The organism is Flavobacterium praedii (assembly GCF_026810365.1).
GTDB classification, from domain to species: domain Bacteria; phylum Bacteroidota; class Bacteroidia; order Flavobacteriales; family Flavobacteriaceae; genus Flavobacterium; species Flavobacterium praedii.
In genome coordinates this window covers 2,183,863-2,204,996 of sequence record NZ_CP113948.1, presented here as the reverse complement: position 1 = coordinate 2,204,996, position 21,134 = coordinate 2,183,863, and the positions used below count along the sequence as shown (strand labels likewise).

Below are 21,134 nucleotides of genomic sequence, written 5' to 3'. Positions count from 1 at the left end.
TTTTATTTGATTTGTTAATTCCATTTTCCAGCTCCTTTATATTTTAACAAGAAAGTATTTTTCGGGGATATTGTAAAGACCGGTTTTTTGTAAGTTCCTGTTAGGTAATTCGTTTTGGTCCAGCCTTTGAGTACTTCTGGATCGGTAAAAGGCAGGTCGTTTAAGTAAATTAAATATTTATAAAATTGTGTTAGCATCTCTTGCTGTCCGCCACCCTCGCCGCTATTGGCTAAATTACTACTATGGCTGAAGCCGATATGATGGGAGTATTCATGTGACCAAACCGACATTTCGCCTGTCCAGTGTCCAGTGACATAACTTGATTCCCATTGCGAAGCGAGAGGACCTCCTCCTAGTGCTGCTGCTCCTCCAACCATAGCCATGTAGAGTGTTCGGTTATCTATATAGTTTAAATATATTTGTTCAATTTGTGCTTTGGTCAAATAATCATAAACTCCATTAGCGTCATCAGTATTTCCGTGCCAATTGATTGCTCCATTTATCCCAGTTCCAGCTAGAGTAGCTTGCTCTTGTTTGTATCTGTCAAAATTAGTAAAGGTTTCATAATATATTGGATGACTTAATGCGTAGGAATAGTTTATGATCATTGTTATTGCTTCTTTTGCCAAAACGGGATTCATTGGCAAAAATTTCCCTAGTTCATTTATATGATAAGTGTCGTTAAATTGAACCAAATGGGAAGATTTTATTTTTTTGAACTTAGCAAATAACGGATCACTTGATTCTACTGAAAATTCGATTGCACCAGTAGAAAAACCGTCAATTTTATCAATTGTAACGGCATTGCCTGTTTCAAGTAAATAATCATTTTTTCCTGCTACTAATGGAATTTGGTGAAATGAGCGATGAAATGCAGGGATTTTTGTAAAATGATATAATAAAAATCGCTTGTCATAGTTGGGTAGTTTAGCATAAATTTTTACATCAGTAAGTCCAACTGGTGAATAAAGAGATAGTTGTATTGAATCTTTCCCTTTTTGGATTATTTGTAAGGGTTCGTTTACTCGAAACCAACGATCTTTTTTGTCATACATTTTTGATGGACTTTCATCATCTTCAAACATCGTAATGGCTTTGTTTCCTATGGGTAAATTTGTTGCATCAATGCTAGGCAAATAATGGGGATTGTAATTGGCGTATTGTATTTCATTATCACAGCTGGAAAGCATTACAAAAGTAGTAAATGGCAAATAGACAAAGAGCCATTTTTTGATGTTTGGAATCATGTAGGTTGTTTTAAAATTGATATGGTTTTTGGGGGTAATTTTTTTTAATACTACAAATGTCACGACTTCTTTTTGTAATAAAAAGTTGTTTTTTATTTATTTATAAATCAGTATTATGAAGATGAATAGTGTTTGTTTTGTATAATAAGAGCTTTATTTTGGGAATCAATAACTTAATATATTCTGCAGCCAAACGAGCTTCTTTTTATTATTTTGATTTTTTTTCTTTGTATGTAATCAAAAAATGAAGTAATATGTATCTAAATAGAATGCAGTGGAAGTACTAAAAGTGTGTGAATTTAAATACAGGTTGATCAAATACATTTAAAAGTAGTTATATTTGAAAAAAATAACTGACAATCATATTTTAAAGGATGAATAAATATTTATTACTTGTTATACTCGTTTTTGCTGCAAGCTGTCAAGTTACCGAAACCCTCCATCTAAACTCAGACGGTAGCGGAACCATTGAAGTTGTTGAGCTAAGAGATGAACACAGTTATATGCAATTGGCAAAAGAGGAATATTCAAAAGAAGATATTTTCAAAGACACGACTTATGTGTTCAAGGATTATTTTAAAAAATATGCAGAAACATTTGCCAGAACACCAAAGGAAGATCAAAATGTATATTTGAGATACGCTGATGTGAAAGTTCATATCAAGAAAAGCTCCTATGAAAAAGAGTTTAGAGCCACAGTTTCTCAAAACTTCAAGAAAGCTGCCGATATTATTGATCTTTATAAAGCCGAAGACTATGCCGATAATATCAAAAAGAATTACGCTTTGACTGCCGAAGAGCATTATTATAAAGTAAGTTACGATTATGTTGGAAGCCGATTCAACAGAACCGTTACTATTACCGATTCGATCCAATTAAAAAAAGAATTCGATCAAATAGAAAAAATTAAAACCCATTACAAAGGCTATAAACTTGTTCAGAGTTATGTATTGAACTACCATTTTCCTCGAAAAATTCAATCGGTTTCCAATCCATTGGCAAAAATTAGTGACGATCGTCAATCGCTTTTATTGCAATTTCTATTAACCGATTGTAAACAAAATCCCGAAATTACTAATCTCGAAGTGGTTTTGGAACCAGAAGCGGTAGATTAAGACGCAAATTCTAACAGGTTTTCAGAACCTGTTAGGTGTTTGTTGTTTAGCGTATTGAAGATGTTATACCTAACAGGTCAAAAAAAAACTGTTAGGATAGCTGAAGAAACTTCCTTTTTTACGTTCTACAGACATCTTTCAAAACTTTGTACCTTTGCAAAAAAAAAAGAATCTTAGCTTCTCAAAAAGAAAAATGAACAAAACCATCCAACTTCAAGATTTAGGTAATAAAGATTATAAAGCAACTTGGGAATACCAAGAAGAGTTGTTCAAAGGAATTGTGGATTTAAAAATTCAGAACAGGAGAGAAGGTACAGTTGTTGAAACGCCAAATTATTTTCTTTTTGTCGAACATCCGCATGTCTATACTTTGGGAAAAAGTGGAGATTTAACCAACTTGCTCCTATCCGAAAAACAGTTGGAAGCCAAAGGAGCCACTTTCTATAAAATTAATCGAGGTGGTGATATTACCTATCACGGACCGGGACAAATTGTGGGTTATCCTATTCTAGATTTGGAGAATTTCTTTTCGGATATTCATAAATACTTGCGTTTCTTGGAGGAAGCCATCATTCTTACATTACAAGAGTACGGAATAGGATGTGGCCGTAGCGAAGGCGAAACTGGAGTTTGGCTGGGGGTAGGAACACCTTTCGCCAGAAAGATTTGTGCTATGGGAGTTCGCGCTTCCCGCTGGGTAACGATGCACGGATTCGCCTTAAATGTCAACGCCGACTTGGGATATTTTGACAACATCATTCCATGTGGAATTCGTGGTAAAGCGGTAACTTCTTTGAATGTTGAACTTGGTGTAGAAAAAGTAGATGAGCAAGAAGTGAAAGAAAAAATCCTAAAACATTTCTCTGATTTGTTTGAAGCGGAGTTTGTGACTTTATAATTATTGGCCACAGATAACACGGATTTTATAGATTGCCACAGATTTTCTTTGCGACTTTGTGTCTTTGCGGTTAAAATTTAAATTTCCAATTTCAACTGCTCTGGCAGCAACCTAAAACTCATTCGGTGGTATTTTGTGGTGCCATATTTTCGGATGGCTTCGCGATGTTCTTTGGTGGGATAGCCTTTGTTTTTTTTCCAATTGTACATGGGGAATTCTTCATGGATTTTGTCCATGTATTCGTCACGATAGGTTTTTGCCAAGACGGAAGCGGCGGCAATGCTTAAATATTTCGAATCTCCTTTTATGATACTTTGATTTGGGATTGATTTTAATCTTTCGATTTCAGCTTTTGAGAATTGTTTTCCAAAAGTATTCTTCAAGCCTAATTTGGCGTTTAGTGCTCGATTGCCATCCACAATAATAAATTCTGGAGTTTGGTTTAATTTTAAGATGCATTCCTGCATTCCTTTCATCGAAGCATTGAGAATATTTATTTCATCAATTTCTTTGGGATGCAAATGGGTAACGGCAAATGTAATAGCATGTTCTTCGATAATTGGTCGAAGTTTTTCTCGAACTTTTTCGCTTAGTTGCTTGCTATCATTTAAGATTGTATTTTCAAAATCTATTGGTAGAATTACGGCTGCAGCGGTTACCGGACCAGCAAGGCATCCACGACCGGCTTCGTCAGTACCTGTTTCAAGCAGAAAGGTAGAAAAATTATTTAGAAGCATATTGAAATCTTTTGGTGGGACAAATATTGTAAATTTTTCTTGATTTTCTTTTTTTTTAAGAGCAAATTGGTTTCGGGAAAAATAAAGAGGTTAGGATTGCACTCCACATCTTGCGAGTGCGAGAGGGCAATGTCATTAAGTTAAGGGTTTCTCACTACGCTTTTTCAAAATATAACTCTCGCAAAGACGCGAAGACGCCAAGAAATCGGCTCTTAACTTTGTGCCTTTGCGTCTTGGCGAGAAAAAACAAAGCTTAACTTAATGACATTGCGCGAGAGGGATAGAAGCTAGCTACCGAAGTAGCGCGTATAGCCCGACCGCGTTATTGTAAGTGGGCTAATAGGCAGTAAGTGAAGTGGCCCACTTGCAATAATGGGGACTCGCCCAAATTATTCGGAATATGAATGTTGTCGATTTTAACTAAATTATGTTTTGTGGTTTGTTTTATAAATTGAGTGGTTTTTTTATTTATATGTTTTTATCCTTTACCTTTGCTCGATATATCAATACAATAATTGCCTAATTATACCCTTTTCAAATGAGAATTTTCTTTTCTTTATTTTTTTTAGCCTTCCCATTTCTGCTGTTTTCTCAAGTAAATAGTGCTAAAGAAATTGATTATAATAGCAAATACAATTCTTCGGACTCGATAAAGAAGAAAAAAGCGCCTGAAGCAACTTATGATATGTATCAGATTATTTCACTGGATCGGGATACTACTTACATAGATACAACCCAATCTATACGCAAAGAACATTCTTTTAATTATTTGCGAAAAGATAATTTTGGGCTTTTGAGTTTTAGTAATGAGGGACAAACATATAATACACTTCAATATGGTTTGAATGGATTTTCGCCTTATCCCGGGTTTGGTTTTACAGCCAAACAATTTAATTTTAGCAAAGCCGAACACATAAGATATGCTAATGTTGCGACTCCCGTAACCGAGCTTTATTTTAAAACTACCATTGTTAGAGGACAGTCTACAGATGTTTATTTTGCAATAAATACGTCTCCAAGACTGAATTTTTCTATAGCTTACAGGGCATTGCGTTCTGAAGGTAGATACATTAATCATGAAGCTAGAACAGGGAATTTTCGATTTACAAGTAGCTATAATACCAAAGATGGCCGTTATGTTGCCAATGCGCATTATGTAGCGCAAAAGGTTCAAAACGAAGAAAATGGAGGGATTAGTAAGTCTAGTGATTTTGAGAGTGGCGACCCTGATTTTGATAATAGAGCCCGATTGGGGGTTTATTTCGAAGATGCTATGTCGTTGTTGAAAGGGAAACGTTTTTTTGTGGATCAAACCTTTAGGATCAACCCAAAAAAAGGAGGAAACAATCTATATGTAACAGAACAATTTAATTACGAAGATATTTACTTTGATTATACCCAACAAACCGTCCCATCCTATGTAGGAGGGCTACAGGTGAATCGTTTTGGTAAATCATTTGCTACAAGTGGTATAAATGATAAAACTACCTATAACAAAATGTATAATAAGGTGGGTTTGGTTTATGAAAATACCACTTTGGGTGCTTTTACTTTTTTTGCAGATGATTTTAGATCCAATTATTTTTACAACAATATTTTGTATTTTGATACCGAAACTGTTCCAAATTTGTTAAGTCAAACTATTAATAGTATTGGGGGACAATACAATTATCGCAAAGACAAATGGAATGGGAAATTTTCATATTCTAAATCGATTACAGATCAAAATTTATCCAATTTAGACGCCTCGGCAGTATATGATTTTAACGAGGACAATCAAGTGTCATTTCGTTACCAAAACATGAATAAGTTGCCTAATAACAATTTCAACTTACTTCAGAGTAGTTATAAATCGTATAATTGGTCGAATGATTTTGTGAATGAAAAAATAAATGCTATCAGTGTAAACGCTGACACGCAATGGGGTAAATTGTCTTTGCAATTGAATTCTATTAAAGATCATTTGTATTTTGCCGATGTAACAACAGATATTCAACGAAATGATAGTTTGCAACAATTTATATCGCCTTCACAATATGGAAAGGTCATTCGTTATGTTTCGTTGAAGGCGTCTAAGGAGTTTGTTTTTGGTAAATGGGCATTAGATAATACTTTGTTGTTTCAAAAAGTTGATCAATCGGATCCAATTTTGAATGTTCCGGAATTTGTAACCAGAAACACTTTTTACTTTTCGGATTATATAATTGATAAAAAATTATTTTTACAAATAGGGTTGGAGTTAAATTATTTTACCAGTTATTACAGTAACGGTTATAATCCTTTGATTGGCGAATTTTTTACTCAAAATAAAGTAAAGATTGGTAATTATCCTAATTTGGACTTTTTTATAAATGCAAAAATTCAACGAACCCGAATTTATTTAAAGGCAGAACATTTTAATTCGATGTTTTCAGAAAATAATTATTTTTCGGCACCCGATTATCCGTATCGTGATTTCTTAATTCGTTTCGGATTGGTATGGAACTTTTTTAATTAACTTCTTTATTTTGTATAATATTAAAAATTGAAATTCTATTTCGAAATTAAAAAACTCGAAGAAAATTGTTTTTAATTTTACACTTTTAAATCTAAATTCTAAAATTATAAATGGAATACTCAGAAAATATATTAGGCACCATTGGGAATACTCCATTAGTAAAACTCAATAAAATAACGTCAGAAGTAGATGCTTTAGTTTTGGCTAAAGTAGAAACATTCAATCCTGGTAATTCAGTAAAAGACCGTATGGCTGTAAAAATGATTGAAGATGCTGAAGCAGATGGACGTTTGCAACCAGGAGGAACAATAATAGAAGGAACTTCTGGAAATACTGGAATGGGTTTGGCGTTGGTAGCCATTATAAAAGGTTATAAATTGATCTGTGTGATATCCGATAAGCAATCTAAAGAGAAAATGGATATCCTTCGTGCCGTGGGTGCCAAAGTAGTAGTTTGTCCTACCGATGTGGAGCCTACAGATCCTCGTTCGTATTACTCGGTTTCCAAAAGATTGGCATCAGAGACACCAAACTCTTGGTATGTAAATCAATACGATAATATGTCCAATTCCTTAGCGCATTACGAGCAAACAGGACCCGAGATTTGGAAACAAACCGAAGGGAAAATAACTCATTTTGTGGTTGGAGTTGGAACTGGTGGAACAATTTCGGGCGTTGGGAAATTCTTGAAAGAGAAAAATCCAAACATCAAAATTTGGGGAATTGACACGTATGGCTCTGTTTTTAAAAAATACCACGAAACTGGGATATTTGATGAAAATGAAATTTATTCGTACATCACAGAAGGAATAGGTGAAGATATTTTACCAAAGAATGTGGACTTCTCTCTTATTGATGGATTTACCAAAGTAACCGATAAAGACGCAGCAGTTTATACCCGAAAAATTGCTCTTGAAGAAGGAATATTTGTTGGGAATTCTGCAGGTGCTGCTATAAAAGGATTGTTGCAGCTCAAAGAGCATTTCAAACCAGAAGATGTGGTTGTGGTATTGTTTCATGATTCTGGAAGCCGTTACGTGGGTAAAATGTTTAATGATGACTGGATGAGAGAAAGAGGATTCTTGGAAGATGATGTAACCAAAGCGGAAGACGTTATCAAAGATCATATCAATCAACCATTAGTTATTGTTCGAACTGAAGAATTAGTTTCGCACGCTATTGATCGCATGCGTAAGTATAATATTTCGCAAATCCCTGTGGTTGATATTACTGGTTTTGTTGGTTCTGTTGACGAAACAGATTTGTTTAGAAGTTATGTAGCTGATAAAAATGTAGCTGATAAACCTATCAAAGAAGTTATGGGTAAACCGTTTCCTGTTGTAAAATTAGGAACTTCAATCGAAGATGTATCTAAGTTATTTACTAAAGAAAATGATGCCGTTTTGGTTGAACTTGAAAATGGGAATCATCAAATTATTACTAAATCGGATATTATTCGGTCGATGAAATAATTTTATTTGGATTGCAGATTTTAAGGACTACTTCAAAATCTGCAATCTAAAATCTGCAATCTAAATTCTAAAATACCTATGACCTTTACTGCTATAGATTTTGAAACGGCCACCGCTTATCATCCGTGTTCGGTTGGGATTGTTACCGTCGAAAATGGGGTTATTGTAGATGAGTTTGTGACTTTAATCAAACCACCCAACAACGAATACAATCCTTTTACGATTCGAGTACATGGAATTTATCCGAGAGATACGGCGAATGCTAAATCGTTTGTAGAGGTTTTTCCCGAAATTCAAAAAAGACTTCAAAACAGAATCATTGTGGCGCATAATGAAAGTTTTGATCGTAATGTTTTATCTAAATCTATGGCGCTTTATGGTTTGAACTACGAAGATTTAAATATTGGATCCCGTTGGGAATGTACTGTCAAAATATATAAATCTAAAGGTTTAAAACCAACTAAATTAAGTGATTGCTGTAAAGCAATGCAAATTCAACTGAATCATCACGAAGCTTTATCTGATGCTAGAGCTTGTGCTAAATTGTATTTATTGAAATAATTTTTTCAATTTTATATCGAGCATTTTAATCATTAATTGATTAATGATTTTAAATTTTTGTAGAATTATCTGTCTTTTTAACTTTGTAAGTTAAGTTGTTGGTTTTTTTTAGTACTTTAGTCTTTTAGGATGAGTCTATTATCTCTTATCTTTTCATCTATTATCTAAAAAAAATATGAAAGAAGATTTTCTCCACTACCTCTGGAAGTTCAAAAAATTTGATGCTTTAAATCTAAAAACGAGTAATCAAGAGGAAATCATAATTAGTAATGTCGGGCAGTATCTAGAACAGGCAGGCCCTGATTTTTTCAATGCTCAAATTACTATTGGAAATCAGAAGTGGGCTGGAAATGTTGAAATTCATGTCAAATCTTCTGATTGGTATCTCCATCATCATGAAGTAGATGTGAGTTATAAAAACGTAATTTTGCATGTGGTTTGGGAGCACGATTCCGAAATTTACCGAAGCAATAATTCTGAAATTCCTGTACTAGAACTAAAAAATTATGTTTGTACAGAAATTGTAAATAATTATCAAAAATTGTTGCGTCCAAAATCTTGGATTTTTTGCGAAAAACAGCTAAAGGAAATTCCTCAATTTACATTAATCAATTGGCAAGAACGATTGTTTTTTGAGCGATTGGAAAGGAAATCAATACCTGTTTTTGAATTGTTAGTATCGACCAATAATGATTGGGAAGCTGTTCTGTTTTGTCTTTTGGCTAAAAGCTTTGGTTTAAATACCAATGGCGATATTTTTCTGAAAATTGCTCAATCTATTCCATTTTCAGTCATTCGAAAAGAATGTTTTGAAGTAGAGAATCTCGAAGCTTTACTTTTCGGTTCTGCAGGATTATTGGATGCTGAAAAAGAAGATAACTATTTCAAAGATTTGAAATTCAGGTATTTTTATTTGCTCCATAAATACCAATTAGACAAAAGTTGTGTCGAACCTGTACAGTTTTTTAAACATCGCCCTGATAATTTTCCAACAATTCGGTTGTCCCAGTTAGCTAATTTGTACCACAAACATCAAAATTTATTTTCAAAAATAAGTGGCTTGAATGCTATCAATGCAATTTATGATTTTTTTTGCATTTCGGTCTCTCCTTATTGGCAAACTCATTATCAATTCGATAAAGAAAGTCCCAAGAAAAAGAAAATCTTGTCCAAATCTTTTCTGGATTTAATTGTTTTGAATACGATTATTCCGCTTCAATTTGCTTATGTCAAAAGTCAAGGAAAGGAGGCTTCGGAGGATTTAATTACTATTTTAAATGAAATTGATCCTGAGAAAAATTCAATAATAGATAAATTTGGTTCCTTTGGGATAAAAGCTAAAAATGCATTTGAAACACAATCATTATTGCAACTCAAAAATGAATATTGCAATAAAAATAAATGTCTGGATTGTGCTATCGGAATGGAACTGCTGAAAAATAATTAGTCATTGACTTTTGAAGTTTTTTAAATCAGTTTTATGAACTTTTTTGGATATTGATTGTTGGTATTGAAAGATTCTTTAATTTTGCTCAGAGCTAATAACTCATAACTCATAACTAAAAAAAATGCGTGCAGTAATACGATTAAAGTTTTTTCTTGAAAAATATGGTTTTCATGTCTCTTCTCGTTTGGCTGATAAATTAGGAATGAGGGTGACAAGTGTGCGTTTGTTTTTTATCTATATTTCTTTTGTCACGGCAGGATTGGGTTTTGGAGTTTATCTTACATTGGCTTTCTGGATTCGTCTTAAAGATTTAGTTAGAGCAAAACGTACTTCTGTTTTTGATTTATAGAAATGAGAAAGCATAAAAAAAGGGATTTTAAAGTGGTTAAGCTTTAAAATCCCTTTTTTTTATTTAAATTATTTATGAGTCTTTAGATTTTTTGAAGCTGTACGAGTATATAAATACATGTATTGCTGCAAATACTAATGAGAAGTAAAATAAGAAATCTTCGTGTATATTAGGATCTAAGTGATTTATGAATGCAACAATAACTAAGGCAAGTACCATTCCTAATCCTGAGCCAGCAACTGTTTTGTAGCTTTTTAAACTAAAATTACCTTTGTTTAAAACACTATTTTTCATTCCGTAAAACAAATATAAATCAAATCCAACCATCATCCATGCTATTAATCGAATCCAAGTGTCTAATGGTAAAAATACCATCATAAACAAACATACTAAAACACCAGCTATAGGAACGTATGGTACAAATGGTGTTCTAAAGGCTCTTGGAGCTTCAGGCATTTTTTTACGCATAATTAATACTCCAATACATACTAGTATAAAAGCGAATAAAGTACCTATACTTGTCATTTCACCAACAACTCTCGCTGGAACGAATGCAGCAAAAAGACTGACAATTACCATAAAAAGCAAATTGTTTTTGGCTGGAGTTCTGAATTTTGAATGAACTTCGGAGAAAACTTTTGGCATTAAACCATCTTTACTCATAGAGAAAAACACTCTACTTTGTCCCATTAACATCACTAAGATTACAGAAGAATATCCTCCTAAAATTGCTAATATTATTGCGTTGTTTAACCATGGATAGGCAGGAGTTATTAATCCATTGGCTCCCATTGGTCCCATTGCATCAACTGCTATTGCTACAGGTGCGATACCATCTTTACCAGCAAAGGCTTGATAGTTTACAACTCCTGTCATTACGTGAGCAAAAAGGATATAAAGTATTGTACATATTGCTAACGATAAAAGAATTCCAATTGGCATATCTCTTTTTGGATTTTTTGCTTCTTGTGCAGCTGTAGATACAGCGTCAAAACCAATATAAGCAAAAAACACGATCGCAGCTGCTCTAATAATACCTGAAAAACCAAATTCTCCAAACTTTCCTGTGTTTTCAGGGATGTATGGTGTGTAGTTTTCAGGTCTAATATATTGCCATCCTACAGCAATAAAAACTAAAACTACTGTTACTTTTAATAATACGATAATTCCATTTACAAATGCAGATTCTTTGGTGCCTCTAATTAATATTAAAGACATTATCATGACGATTGCAACTGCTGGGATATTAATGATACCTCCTTCAAATGGGGATAGCATATAAGCTTCATTAAGATGTATGCCATAACCGCCTAAGAATTTGCCAAAATACCGCGACCAACTAATAGAAACTGTTGCGGCTCCTACTGCATATTCTAATACTAAATCCCAGCCAATTATCCATGCTACAAATTCTCCCATTGTGGCAAAGGAGTAGGTATAAGCACTACCCGCAACTGGTATCATTGAAGAAAATTCAGCATAGCATAAACCAGCGAAAATACAACCAAATGCAGCTACAAGAAAAGATATTGTTATAGCTGGCCCAGCATTCATTGATGCAGCTAGTCCAGTAATTGAAAATAATCCTGCTCCAATAATGGCGCCAATCCCTAATGCAACCAAACCTGGGGCTGTTAAGGTTTTCTTTAATCCTTTTTCAGAATCAGCAGCTTCTGCTAGTAGTTGAGCTAATGGTTTTCTTTTCCAAATAGACATGGTTTTATGGTTTAAAAGTTATTAAGTGTCAAATGTATTGTTTTTTATAAAAAATAAAAATTATAATTTCATTTAACTAACAAAATTGTTGCAATTTTTATTTCAATAAAACGGTAATCATATTCGTTATACTATTTTAGTCTTCTCTTTAAAAAACTATTTTCTTACAAATTGATTTATTTGCGTATTTTTTTATATTTTTAAATTTCAAACAGTTTGTTCTAAAAGTTAATTTAGGATTATGAATATCAATTTTTTTAAACAATATTTAAAAATTTCAAGACATCAACGGTCTGGCGTCCTCTTTTTGTTCGGAATCATCATCATTTTACAATTGATTTATTTTTTTGTAGATTTTAATACAATCAGAAAAGTTTATCCAGAAGAACATAAATGGCTTTCGCTTCAATCTGAAATAGATGCAGGTAAATGGCAGAATCAAAACAGCTCTCCCCGAATTTTTCCTTTTAATCCTAATTTTATAACCGATTATAAAGGGTATAAATTAGGAATGTCTGTTCTGGAAATCGATAGACTTCTTGCCTTTAGGAAAGAAAATAAGTTTGTAAATTCTGCCAAAGAGTTTCAAAACGTGACAAAAGTTTCAGATTCATTGTTGAATGCCATTGCTCCCTATTTCAAATTTCCAGATTGGGTGAATCGGAACAAAGAGACTAAAGTATATAAGTATGGTCAGCATTTGGCTTTTTCCAAAAAAGAAAAAATAGTTCTAATAGATATCAATCAAGCTTCTAAAGAAGATTTAATCAAAATTAATGGGATAGGCGAGGCAATCTCTATTCGAATTTTAACACAAAAAGAAAAATTAGGTGGTTTTGTGTCGATGGAACAGCTCAAAGAGGTTTGGGGATTGCCTCCAGAAGTAATTCTGAATTTAAATACTCACTTTGTCATCTCAAAACCCACAACTTTGCATAAAATAAATATTAATAATGCATCATTAAAGGAACTTTCTCAGTTTTTTTATTTCAAATATGATTTAGCAAAACAAATTGTAAAATATAGAAGTATGTATGGTGATTTTAAAAATATTGAGGATTTGATAAAAATTAACGGCTTTCCTGTTGAAAAAGCAAATTATATTGCCTTATATTTGGACTTTTAACACGAAAGACATTTATGATGAATTTTGATTACAACGAAACACAATCTTTAATAGCGCAATCTATAAGGGATTTTGCTGAAAAAAACATAAGACCTTTTATAATGGAATGGGATGAAGCTCAAATTTTTCCAATTCCACTTTTCAAAAAACTTGGTGAAATGGGATTTATGGGGATTCTCGTTCCAACCGAATTGGGTGGATCTGGATTGGGTTACCATGAATACATTACAATTGTAGAAGAAATCTCCAAAGTCGATCCATCTATTGGATTATCGGTTGCAGCTCATAATTCTTTATGTACCAATCATATTCTTACCTTTGGAAATGAAGAGCAAAAGAAAAAATGGATTCCCAAATTGGCAACTGGCGAGCATATAGGTGCCTGGGGATTAACCGAGCACAATACGGGATCGGATGCCGGCGGAATGAACACAACTGCTGTTCGTGATGGTGATTTTTGGGTGGTCAATGGAGCTAAAAACTTTATCACTCATGCTATTTCTGGCGATATTGCCGTAGTGATTGTACGTACCGGTGAAAAAGGAGATTCAAAAGGAATGACAGCATTTGTTTTTGAAAAAGGTATGCCAGGATTTACTTCTGGTAAAAAAGAAAATAAATTAGGAATGCGTGCTAGCGAAACAGCAGAATTAATTTTTGATAACTGCCGAATTCCAGATGCAAATAGGCTTGGAGAAGTGGGGCAGGGATTTATTCAAGCCATGAAAATTCTAGATGGAGGAAGAATCTCTATCGGAGCATTGTCTTTGGGAATTGCAAAAGGAGCTTACGAAGCAGCTTTGAAATATTCAAAAGAAAGACATCAGTTTGGACAGCCAATTTCCGAATTTCAAGGAATCTCTTTTAAATTGGCCGATATGGCTACAGAAATTGAAGCATCAGAGTTATTGCTGCACAAAGCCGCTTTTCTTAAAGAGCAACACAGGCCTGTAACTCAATTAGGTGCAATGGCCAAAATGTATTCCTCTGAAGTTTGCGTAAAAGTGGCAAACGATGCCGTTCAAATTCATGGTGGTTATGGATATACCAAAGATTATCCTGTTGAAAAATTCTATAGAGATTCAAAATTATGTACTATAGGCGAAGGAACCACCGAAATTCAAAAAGTAGTAATATCCAGAAATTTATTAAAATAAACATTTTGGGCGTGTCACCATAGTAAGTAAGGGGCTGATGTAGTTTGTGCTCATTCGCCCCTTACTTAATCTGCTGTCAGGCTGTTTGCGCTACTTCGGTAGCTAGCGTCCATCCTTCACGCGAGACCAAGACCATTTGGAAATCATATATAGTCTGGTTTGCTAGTAGAAAATAAATTCAGAAAATATTTTTAAAAAAAGCATTCTAGATTCAAAATAATGTTTACTTTTGCGCACTTAACGAAAGGGGGTGATAAAATTATGTTAATTATACCAATTAAAGACGGAGAAAATATCGATAGAGCACTTAAGCGCTACAAAAGAAAATTCGATAAAACTGGAACTGTAAGACAACTAAGAGCACGTACTGCTTTTATAAAGCCATCAGTTATCAATAGAATGAAATTTCAAAAAGCTGCTTATATTCAAAACATGAAAGATGGTTTAGAAAATATCTAGTCGAATTCTATTAAAATAAATGTACCGTTAGTAATTAAAGTTTCTTAACTTTGATGCTAACGGTTTTTTTATGGCTACAAATAATAAAGATGCATTTAGTGATTATCTGCAATTCGAAAAAAAATACTCTCCACATACCATCAAGGCATATTTAAATGATATAACATACTTCGAGTCATTTAATAAGCAATATTTTGAACAAGATTCTATTGAAAATGTCAATTACAGTCAAATCAGAAGTTGGATTGTTTCGCTTGTAGAAGATGGTGTTTCAAATAGTACCGTAAATAGAAAGATTGCTTCTTTAAGAGCTTTTTATAAATTCCTTTTAAAAACAAAACAAATCAATGGTAACCCGTTATTGAAACACCGGGCTTTAAAAGTAGAAAAGAAACTTCAGATTCCTTTTTCTGAAAAAGAACTCGTAGAGGCGTTGTCTCAAAATTCAAACTCCGAAGGGTATAAAGAAATAAGGGATAAACTCATAGTAGAACTGTTCTATTCTTCAGGGATGCGAAGAGCAGAGCTGATTCAATTGAAGCTTTCTAATGTAAATTTGGCTACTAATACATTAAAAGTTTTAGGAAAAAGGAATAAGGAACGGATTTTGCCCATTTTACCTATAGTGCTAGAGCAGTTGTTGTTGTATATAAAGGAGCGCTCAATGTTAGAAGAAATGGTTGATGGAGATTATTTGTTTCTCACAAAAAAAGGGTTAAAATTAAATGATTCTTTTGTGTATCGATTAATAAATTCATACTTTAGTACTGTCTCCGAGAAAGTAAAAAAAAGTCCTCATATATTACGACATACGTTTGCGACTCACTTATTAAATAACGGGGCTGATTTAAATTCAGTTAAGGAGTTGTTAGGACATTCTAGTTTGGCATCTACTCAAATATATACGCATAGTAGTTTAGCAGAGCTCAAAAAGGTATATAAAGATGCGCATCCTAGGGGTGAAAAATGATTCTGAAATGTTTAACCATTAAAAAGATTGATTATGAAGGTAAATGTTCATGCGGTTAACTTTACAGTTGACAAAAAGCTGGTGGATTTCGTTCAAGAGAGAATGGACAAATTAGAAAAGTATTATGACAAAGTGGTCTCTTCGGATGTTTTTATGAAGGTGGAAAAGACAAGTGAAAAGGAAAATAAGATTGTCGAAATAAAGATTAATGTTCCTGGAGATGATTTTTTAGTAAAAAAACAATGCAAAACCTTTGAAGAAGCTGTTGAGCAATCTGCAGAATCATTAGAACGATTGCTAGTAAAACGTAAAGAAAAGTTAAGAACGCATATTTAATTAAAATTTTTTCGAAAAAATGTTTTGATTAAAAGATAAAATCTATACATTTGCAGTCCGTTAGAAATAGCGGACTTTTTTTTGATATTGCCAGCGTAGCTCAGTTGGCTAGAGCAGCTGATTTGTAATCAGCAGGTCGTGGGTTCGAGTCCCTCCGCCGGCTCTAAATTATGACTTCCAAAGCGTTTGGAATTAGTTCTTTTGTAATATTGGAATAATGGGGAGATACTCAAGCGGCCAACGAGGGCAGACTGTAAATCTGCTGTGTGAACTTCGCAGGTTCGAATCCTGCTCTCCCCACAAGAAAGAAGTTGAGATTTCAGAATGTAGATTTCGGGTTTTAAATCTAAAATCTATTATCGCAAATCTAAAATCAGAACTCTCTGCCGACTTAGCTCAGAGGTAGAGTGCTTCCTTGGTAAGGAAGAGGTCACGGGTTCAATTCCCGTAGTTGGCTCAAGTAAGTAGGAAATTGAAATAAATATATAAACTAGATTAAAATTAAGTAAAATGGCAAAAGAAACCTTTAACCGTTCGAAACCACACTTAAATATTGGTACGATCGGACACGTAGATCACGGTAAAACTACTTTAACAGCAGCAATCACAAAAGTGTTATCTGATGCTGGTTACTGTCAAGCAAAATCATTTGATCAAATTGATAATGCTCCTGAAGAAAAAGAAAGAGGTATTACAATTAATACATCACACGTTGAGTATGAAACTGCTAACCGTCACTACGCACACGTTGACTGTCCAGGTCACGCGGATTACGTAAAAAACATGGTTACTGGTGCTGCTCAAATGGACGGTGCTATCCTTGTTGTAGCTGCAACTGATGGACCAATGCCACAAACACGTGAGCACATCCTTTTAGGTCGCCAAGTAGGTATTCCTAGAATGGTAGTTTTCATGAACAAAGTGGATATGGTTGATGATGCTGAGTTGTTAGAACTTGTTGAAATGGAAATTAGAGACTTATTGTCTTTCTATGAATATGATGGAGATAATTGTCCAGTTGTTCAAGGGTCTGCTCTTGGAGGATTGAATAATGATCCTGTTTGGGTTCCTAAAATTATTGAATTGATGGAAGCTGTTGATGCTTGGATCGAGGAGCCAGTACGTGATACTGAGAAACCTTTCTTGATGCCAGTTGAAGACGTATTTACAATTACAGGTCGTGGAACTGTTGCTACAGGTCGTATCGAAACTGGTATTGCTAATACTGGAGATCCAGTTGAAATCATCGGTATGGGAGCTGAAAAATTAACTTCTACTATTACTGGAGTTGAAATGTTCCGTAAAATCCTTGATAGAGGTGAAGCAGGAGATAACGTAGGTTTATTATTAAGAGGTATTGATAAAGAATCTATCAAAAGAGGAATGGTTATCATTAAGCCAGGATCTGTTAAACCACACGCTACTTTCAAAGCTGAGGTGTATATCTTGAAAAAAGAAGAAGGTGGACGTCATACTCCATTCCATAATAACTACCGTCCACAGTTCTACGTACGTACAACTGACGTAACAGGAGTTATTACTTTACCAGAAGGAGTAGAGATGGTAATGCCAGGTGACAACTTAACTATCAATGTTACTTTGTTAAGCCCAATCGCAATGAGCGTAGGTTTACGTTTTGCTATCCGTGAAGGTGGTAGAACTGTAGGTGCAGGTCAGGTAACTGAAATTGTAGCTTAATTATATATAATGCTAAACCAGTGTCGTTTAGTCGACACTGGTTTTTATTAATTACGGGCGTAGTTCAAGGGTAGAATAGCGGTCTCCAAAACCGTTGATGGGGGTTCGAATCCCTCCGCCCGTGCAAAATAAACTAATCACTATGACAAAAGTTGTTAATTACATATCAGAATCATTTGAAGAATTAAAATCAAATGTAACTTGGCCTGATTGGGCTGAAGTTCAGCGCCTTACGATCGTTGTTGCTGTTTTTTCAGTGGTATTCGCTTTAGCAACATGGGGAGTAGATGAGGTATTTGCAAAAACATTAGCTGTGTTTTTTAACTGGATAAAAGCATAATTTTTTGTAATGGCAGATAATAATATAAAAAAGTGGTATGTCGTTCGTGCAGTAAGCGGACAAGAGAATAAAGTGAAAGCTTATATCGAAACAGAAATAGCTCGTTTAGGAATGAGTGATTATGTTTCGCAAGTTCTTGTGCCTACTGAAAAAGTAGTTACTGTAAAAGAAGGTAAAAAATTATCTAAGGATAAGGTTTACTTTCCGGGATATGTTATGTTGGAAGCCAATCTAGTTGGTGAGATTCCTCATATTATTAAGTCTATTACAAGTGTTATTGGGTTCTTAGGGGAGACTAAAGGTGGAGAGCCTGTTCCTTTGAGGATTTCTGAGGTTAATAGAATGCTAGGTAAAGTGGATGAGTTGGCTGTAAATACAGATACTCGTTCTATTCCTTTCAATTTAGGAGAAACTATTAAAGTGATCGATGGTCCTTTTAATGGATTTAACGGTACGGTTGAAAAAATTAATGAAGAAAAGCGTAAACTTGAAGTAATGGTGAAAATTTTCGGAAGAAAAACACCTTTAGAATTAAGCTTTATGCAAGTTGAAAAAGTATAATTTTTGTTACATCTATAATATCCACTTCAATCGCTTCCAATGATTGTCGTGTTAAATTTTTTAAAAAATGGCTAAAGAAATTAGTAAGGTAGTTAAACTACAAGTTAAGGGAGGTGCTGCGAACCCGTCGCCACCGGTTGGACCTGCTTTAGGAGCTGCTGGGGTAAACATCATGGAGTTCTGTAAGCAATTTAATGCTAGAACACAAGATAAACCCGGCAAAATATGCCCAGTACAAATTACTGTGTATAAAGACAAATCATTTGATTTTGTTGTAAAAACTCCTCCAGCGGCTGTCCAGTTATTGGAAGCTGCAAAGCTAAAGTCAGGATCTGGTGAACCAAATCGTAAAAAAGTAGCAAGCGTTACTTGGGATGTTATCAAAGCAATTGCTGAAGATAAAATGGTAGATTTAAATGCATTCACAATCGAATCTGCTATGAGCATGATTGCTGGAACAGCTAGATCTATGGGTATAACTGTATCAGGAGATTCTCCTTTTTAATTAAGAGAAAGACATGGCAAAATTGACAAAAAAGCAAAAAGAGGCTGCTTCAAAAATTGAAAAGAATAAACTATACTCTTTGAAAGATGCAGCTGCATTAATTAAAGTTATAGCTTCTGCAAAATTTGATGAGTCTGTTGATATCGCAGTTAGATTGGGTGTAGATCCAAGAAAAGCGAATCAAATGGTAAGAGGTGTTGTAACATTACCTCATGGTACTGGTAAAGACGTTAAAGTATTGGCATTGGTTACTCCAGACAAAGAAGCGGAAGCTTTAGCAGCTGGTGCAGACTATGTAGGTCTTGATGATTATTTACAAAAAATAAAAGACGGTTGGACAGATGTTGATGTGATCATCACTATGCCTGCTGTAATGGGTAAATTAGGTCCATTAGGTCGTATTTTAGGACCTAGAGGTTTAATGCCAAACCCTAAAACAGGTACTGTAACTATGGATGTTGCAAAAGCTGTTCAAGAAGTGAAAGCTGGTAAAATTGACTTTAAAGTTGATAAAACTGGTATCGTTCATGCAGGAATTGGTAAAGTTTCTTTTGGAGCTGAGCAAATTTATGACAATGCACACGAAATTATTCAAACATTAATCAAACTTAAACCAACTGCTGCTAAAGGTACCTATATTAAAGGTATTCACCTTACAAGCACTATGAGTCCTGCAATTGCATTGGACCCTAAAGCAGTATAATTGGTAGTTAATAATTTTTAGTATGACTAGAGAAGAAAAATCAATCGCGATTGAAGATTTAACTGCACAGTTAGCTGGTACAAATATTGTTTATGTATCTGATATTTCTGGACTGAACGCAGAAACTACTTCAAACTTGAGAAGAGCTTGCTTTAAGGCAGGTATAAAATTAGAAGTAGTTAAAAATACTTTGCTTGCAAAAGCAATGGAAGCTTCTGATAAAGATTTTGGTGAATTGCCAACTGTATTGGCTGGAAATTCTGCAATCTTTATTGCGGATGTTGCAAATGCACCTGGAAAAATCATTAAAGATTTTAGAAAAAAATCGGATAAGCCTGTATTAAAAGGAGCTTATATCAATTCTGAAATTTACATTGGTGATAACCAATTAGAAGCATTAGCTACTATTAAATCTAAAGAAGAGCTTATCGGCGAAATCATTGGATTATTGCAATCACCAGCTCAAAGAGTTATTTCTGCTTTACAAAATCAATTCGCAGGTAGCGAAGAGGTTGAAGCATAATACTCAGAATAGGGAATTTTATTTCCTTATTGCTTAAAATAGCGCACAATAAATAAATTATATTTTTACAAATCATTTTAAAACGATAGAAAAAATGGCAGATTTGAAACAATTCGCAGAACAATTAGTTAATTTAACTGTAAAAGAAGTTAACGAATTAGCAACAATATTAAAAGATGAGTACGGAATCGAACCAGCTGCTGCAGCTGTAGTAGTTTCAGGTGGTGGAGAAGCTGCTGCTGAAGAAGCTCAAACAGAATTTACAGTTGTATTGAAAGAAGCTGGTGCTTCTAAATTAGCTGTAGTGAAATTAGTTAAAGAACTTACAGGTTTAGGTTTGAAAGAAGCTAAAGATGTAGTTGATAGCGCTCCAAGTAACGTTAAAGAAGGTGTAACTAAAGAAGAGGCTGAAGGTCTTAAAAAATCTTTAGAAGAAGCTGGAGCTGTTGTTGAGTTAAAATAACTCTTACATAGTTTAGAATTCGGTTTAGGTCTTGAGTTTAGTCACTCAATGACCTAAACCATTTTTCGTATAATAAAATTATAACAAGTTTTATTATAATAATAGTTTAAAATACGAAAAAGTTTTTGATCAATACGAAGAAAAAAAATTGAACTGAATTTTACCTATTCATTTTTAAAGATGTATTGATTATAAAAAGAAAGGTATCAATTAAACATTGTGTTTTTACACAAAAAACTACTTTTTTTTAATCA

General features: G+C 34.0%; 22 protein-coding genes and 4 tRNA genes. 23 read left to right on the top strand and 3 right to left on the bottom strand.

Annotation, left to right across the window (positions count from 1 at the left end; all coding sequences use genetic code 11):
- Nucleotides 1-14: 14 nt before the first annotated feature.
- Nucleotides 15-1,247 (bottom strand): hypothetical protein, encoded by a 1,233-nt coding sequence (locus OYT91_RS09395; protein ID WP_269221959.1) that lies wholly within the window; start codon nucleotides 1,245-1,247, stop codon nucleotides 15-17.
- A gap of 374 nt (nucleotides 1,248-1,621) precedes the next feature.
- On the opposite strand from OYT91_RS09395, the gene OYT91_RS09390 reads away from it, so the two are divergent.
- Entirely contained in the window at nucleotides 1,622-2,362 is a 741-nt protein-coding gene (locus tag OYT91_RS09390) for a hypothetical protein (RefSeq protein ID WP_281237744.1), read from the top strand.
- 193 nt (nucleotides 2,363-2,555) lie between these two features.
- A complete protein-coding gene (gene lipB / locus OYT91_RS09385; protein WP_281237743.1) occupies nucleotides 2,556-3,260 on the top strand; it encodes a lipoyl(octanoyl) transferase LipB in 705 nt (234 codons plus the stop codon).
- Nucleotides 3,261-3,337: 77 nt separating this feature from the next.
- Here lipB and rnhB read toward each other — a convergent pair whose 3' ends face one another.
- Nucleotides 3,338-3,997, bottom strand: a complete 660-nt coding sequence (gene rnhB / locus OYT91_RS09380) for a ribonuclease HII (protein WP_281237742.1) — start codon at nucleotides 3,995-3,997, stop codon at nucleotides 3,338-3,340.
- Nucleotides 3,998-4,535: 538 nt separating this feature from the next.
- On the opposite strand from rnhB, the gene OYT91_RS09375 reads away from it, so the two are divergent.
- The 5 genes from OYT91_RS09375 to OYT91_RS09355 all read left to right on the top strand — a co-directional run bounded on the left by OYT91_RS09375 (nucleotide 4,536) and on the right by OYT91_RS09355 (nucleotide 10,323).
- Nucleotides 4,536-6,494, top strand: coding sequence for a putative porin (locus OYT91_RS09375; RefSeq protein WP_281237741.1), 1,959 nt, complete (start codon nucleotides 4,536-4,538; stop codon nucleotides 6,492-6,494).
- A gap of 110 nt (nucleotides 6,495-6,604) precedes the next feature.
- Complete coding sequence (locus tag OYT91_RS09370; RefSeq protein WP_281237740.1) at nucleotides 6,605-7,966, top strand: pyridoxal-phosphate dependent enzyme; 1,362 nt, start codon at nucleotides 6,605-6,607, stop codon at nucleotides 7,964-7,966.
- A 78-nt stretch (nucleotides 7,967-8,044) separates the two neighbouring features.
- Nucleotides 8,045-8,527, top strand: a complete 483-nt coding sequence (locus OYT91_RS09365) for a 3'-5' exonuclease (protein ID WP_281237739.1) — start codon at nucleotides 8,045-8,047, stop codon at nucleotides 8,525-8,527.
- A 175-nt stretch (nucleotides 8,528-8,702) separates the two neighbouring features.
- Entirely contained in the window at nucleotides 8,703-9,974 is a 1,272-nt protein-coding gene (locus OYT91_RS09360) for a DUF2851 family protein (protein WP_281237738.1), read from the top strand.
- Between the two features lie 121 nt (nucleotides 9,975-10,095).
- Nucleotides 10,096-10,323 carry a PspC family transcriptional regulator gene (locus tag OYT91_RS09355; RefSeq protein WP_077370815.1) on the top strand — a complete coding sequence of 76 codons (228 nt, stop codon included), beginning with the start codon at nucleotides 10,096-10,098 and terminating at the stop codon, nucleotides 10,321-10,323.
- Nucleotides 10,324-10,395: 72 nt separating this feature from the next.
- On the opposite strand, the gene OYT91_RS09350 is transcribed toward OYT91_RS09355, so the two are convergent.
- Nucleotides 10,396-12,039, bottom strand: a complete 1,644-nt coding sequence (locus OYT91_RS09350; protein WP_281237737.1) for an amino acid permease — start codon at nucleotides 12,037-12,039, stop codon at nucleotides 10,396-10,398.
- Nucleotides 12,040-12,280: 241 nt separating this feature from the next.
- On the opposite strand from OYT91_RS09350, the gene OYT91_RS09345 reads away from it, so the two are divergent.
- The 16 genes from OYT91_RS09345 to rplL all read left to right on the top strand — a co-directional run bounded on the left by OYT91_RS09345 (nucleotide 12,281) and on the right by rplL (nucleotide 20,880).
- Complete coding sequence (locus OYT91_RS09345) at nucleotides 12,281-13,165, top strand: ComEA family DNA-binding protein (RefSeq protein WP_281237736.1); 885 nt, start codon at nucleotides 12,281-12,283, stop codon at nucleotides 13,163-13,165.
- Between the two features lie 17 nt (nucleotides 13,166-13,182).
- Complete coding sequence (locus tag OYT91_RS09340) at nucleotides 13,183-14,322, top strand: acyl-CoA dehydrogenase family protein (protein ID WP_281240377.1); 1,140 nt, start codon at nucleotides 13,183-13,185, stop codon at nucleotides 14,320-14,322.
- A gap of 261 nt (nucleotides 14,323-14,583) precedes the next feature.
- Nucleotides 14,584-14,781, top strand: coding sequence for a 30S ribosomal protein S21 (rpsU, locus tag OYT91_RS09335; protein WP_024982054.1), 198 nt, complete (start codon nucleotides 14,584-14,586; stop codon nucleotides 14,779-14,781).
- Between the two features lie 70 nt (nucleotides 14,782-14,851).
- Nucleotides 14,852-15,751, top strand: a complete 900-nt coding sequence (locus tag OYT91_RS09330; protein WP_281237735.1) for a tyrosine-type recombinase/integrase — start codon at nucleotides 14,852-14,854, stop codon at nucleotides 15,749-15,751.
- Nucleotides 15,752-15,784: 33 nt separating this feature from the next.
- Nucleotides 15,785-16,087, top strand: coding sequence for a ribosome hibernation-promoting factor, HPF/YfiA family (gene hpf / locus OYT91_RS09325; protein WP_269221968.1), 303 nt, complete (start codon nucleotides 15,785-15,787; stop codon nucleotides 16,085-16,087).
- An 89-nt stretch (nucleotides 16,088-16,176) separates the two neighbouring features.
- A tRNA-Thr gene (locus OYT91_RS09320) sits at nucleotides 16,177-16,250 on the top strand.
- A gap of 56 nt (nucleotides 16,251-16,306) precedes the next feature.
- A tRNA-Tyr gene (locus tag OYT91_RS09315) sits at nucleotides 16,307-16,387 on the top strand.
- An 85-nt stretch (nucleotides 16,388-16,472) separates the two neighbouring features.
- A tRNA-Thr gene (locus OYT91_RS09310) sits at nucleotides 16,473-16,544 on the top strand.
- A gap of 53 nt (nucleotides 16,545-16,597) precedes the next feature.
- Complete coding sequence (gene tuf, locus OYT91_RS09305; RefSeq protein ID WP_269221969.1) at nucleotides 16,598-17,785, top strand: elongation factor Tu; 1,188 nt, start codon at nucleotides 16,598-16,600, stop codon at nucleotides 17,783-17,785.
- 53 nt (nucleotides 17,786-17,838) lie between these two features.
- Nucleotides 17,839-17,909, top strand: a tRNA-Trp gene (locus OYT91_RS09300).
- Between the two features lie 18 nt (nucleotides 17,910-17,927).
- A complete protein-coding gene (gene secE, locus OYT91_RS09295; protein ID WP_269221970.1) occupies nucleotides 17,928-18,125 on the top strand; it encodes a preprotein translocase subunit SecE in 198 nt (65 codons plus the stop codon).
- A 9-nt stretch (nucleotides 18,126-18,134) separates the two neighbouring features.
- On the top strand, nucleotides 18,135-18,686 hold the full coding sequence (nusG, locus tag OYT91_RS09290) for a transcription termination/antitermination protein NusG (protein WP_269221971.1): 552 nt from the start codon (nucleotides 18,135-18,137) through the stop codon (nucleotides 18,684-18,686).
- 67 nt (nucleotides 18,687-18,753) lie between these two features.
- Nucleotides 18,754-19,191, top strand: coding sequence for a 50S ribosomal protein L11 (gene rplK / locus OYT91_RS09285; RefSeq protein WP_035639405.1), 438 nt, complete (start codon nucleotides 18,754-18,756; stop codon nucleotides 19,189-19,191).
- A gap of 13 nt (nucleotides 19,192-19,204) precedes the next feature.
- Nucleotides 19,205-19,894: a 50S ribosomal protein L1 gene (gene rplA, locus OYT91_RS09280; protein ID WP_039111376.1), complete on the top strand. Its 690-nt coding sequence runs from the start codon at nucleotides 19,205-19,207 to the stop codon at nucleotides 19,892-19,894.
- 22 nt (nucleotides 19,895-19,916) lie between these two features.
- Nucleotides 19,917-20,417, top strand: a complete 501-nt coding sequence (gene rplJ, locus OYT91_RS09275; RefSeq protein ID WP_281237734.1) for a 50S ribosomal protein L10 — start codon at nucleotides 19,917-19,919, stop codon at nucleotides 20,415-20,417.
- A gap of 94 nt (nucleotides 20,418-20,511) precedes the next feature.
- Nucleotides 20,512-20,880 carry a 50S ribosomal protein L7/L12 gene (rplL, locus tag OYT91_RS09270; protein ID WP_077370834.1) on the top strand — a complete coding sequence of 123 codons (369 nt, stop codon included), beginning with the start codon at nucleotides 20,512-20,514 and terminating at the stop codon, nucleotides 20,878-20,880.
- Nucleotides 20,881-21,134 lie beyond the last annotated feature (254 nt).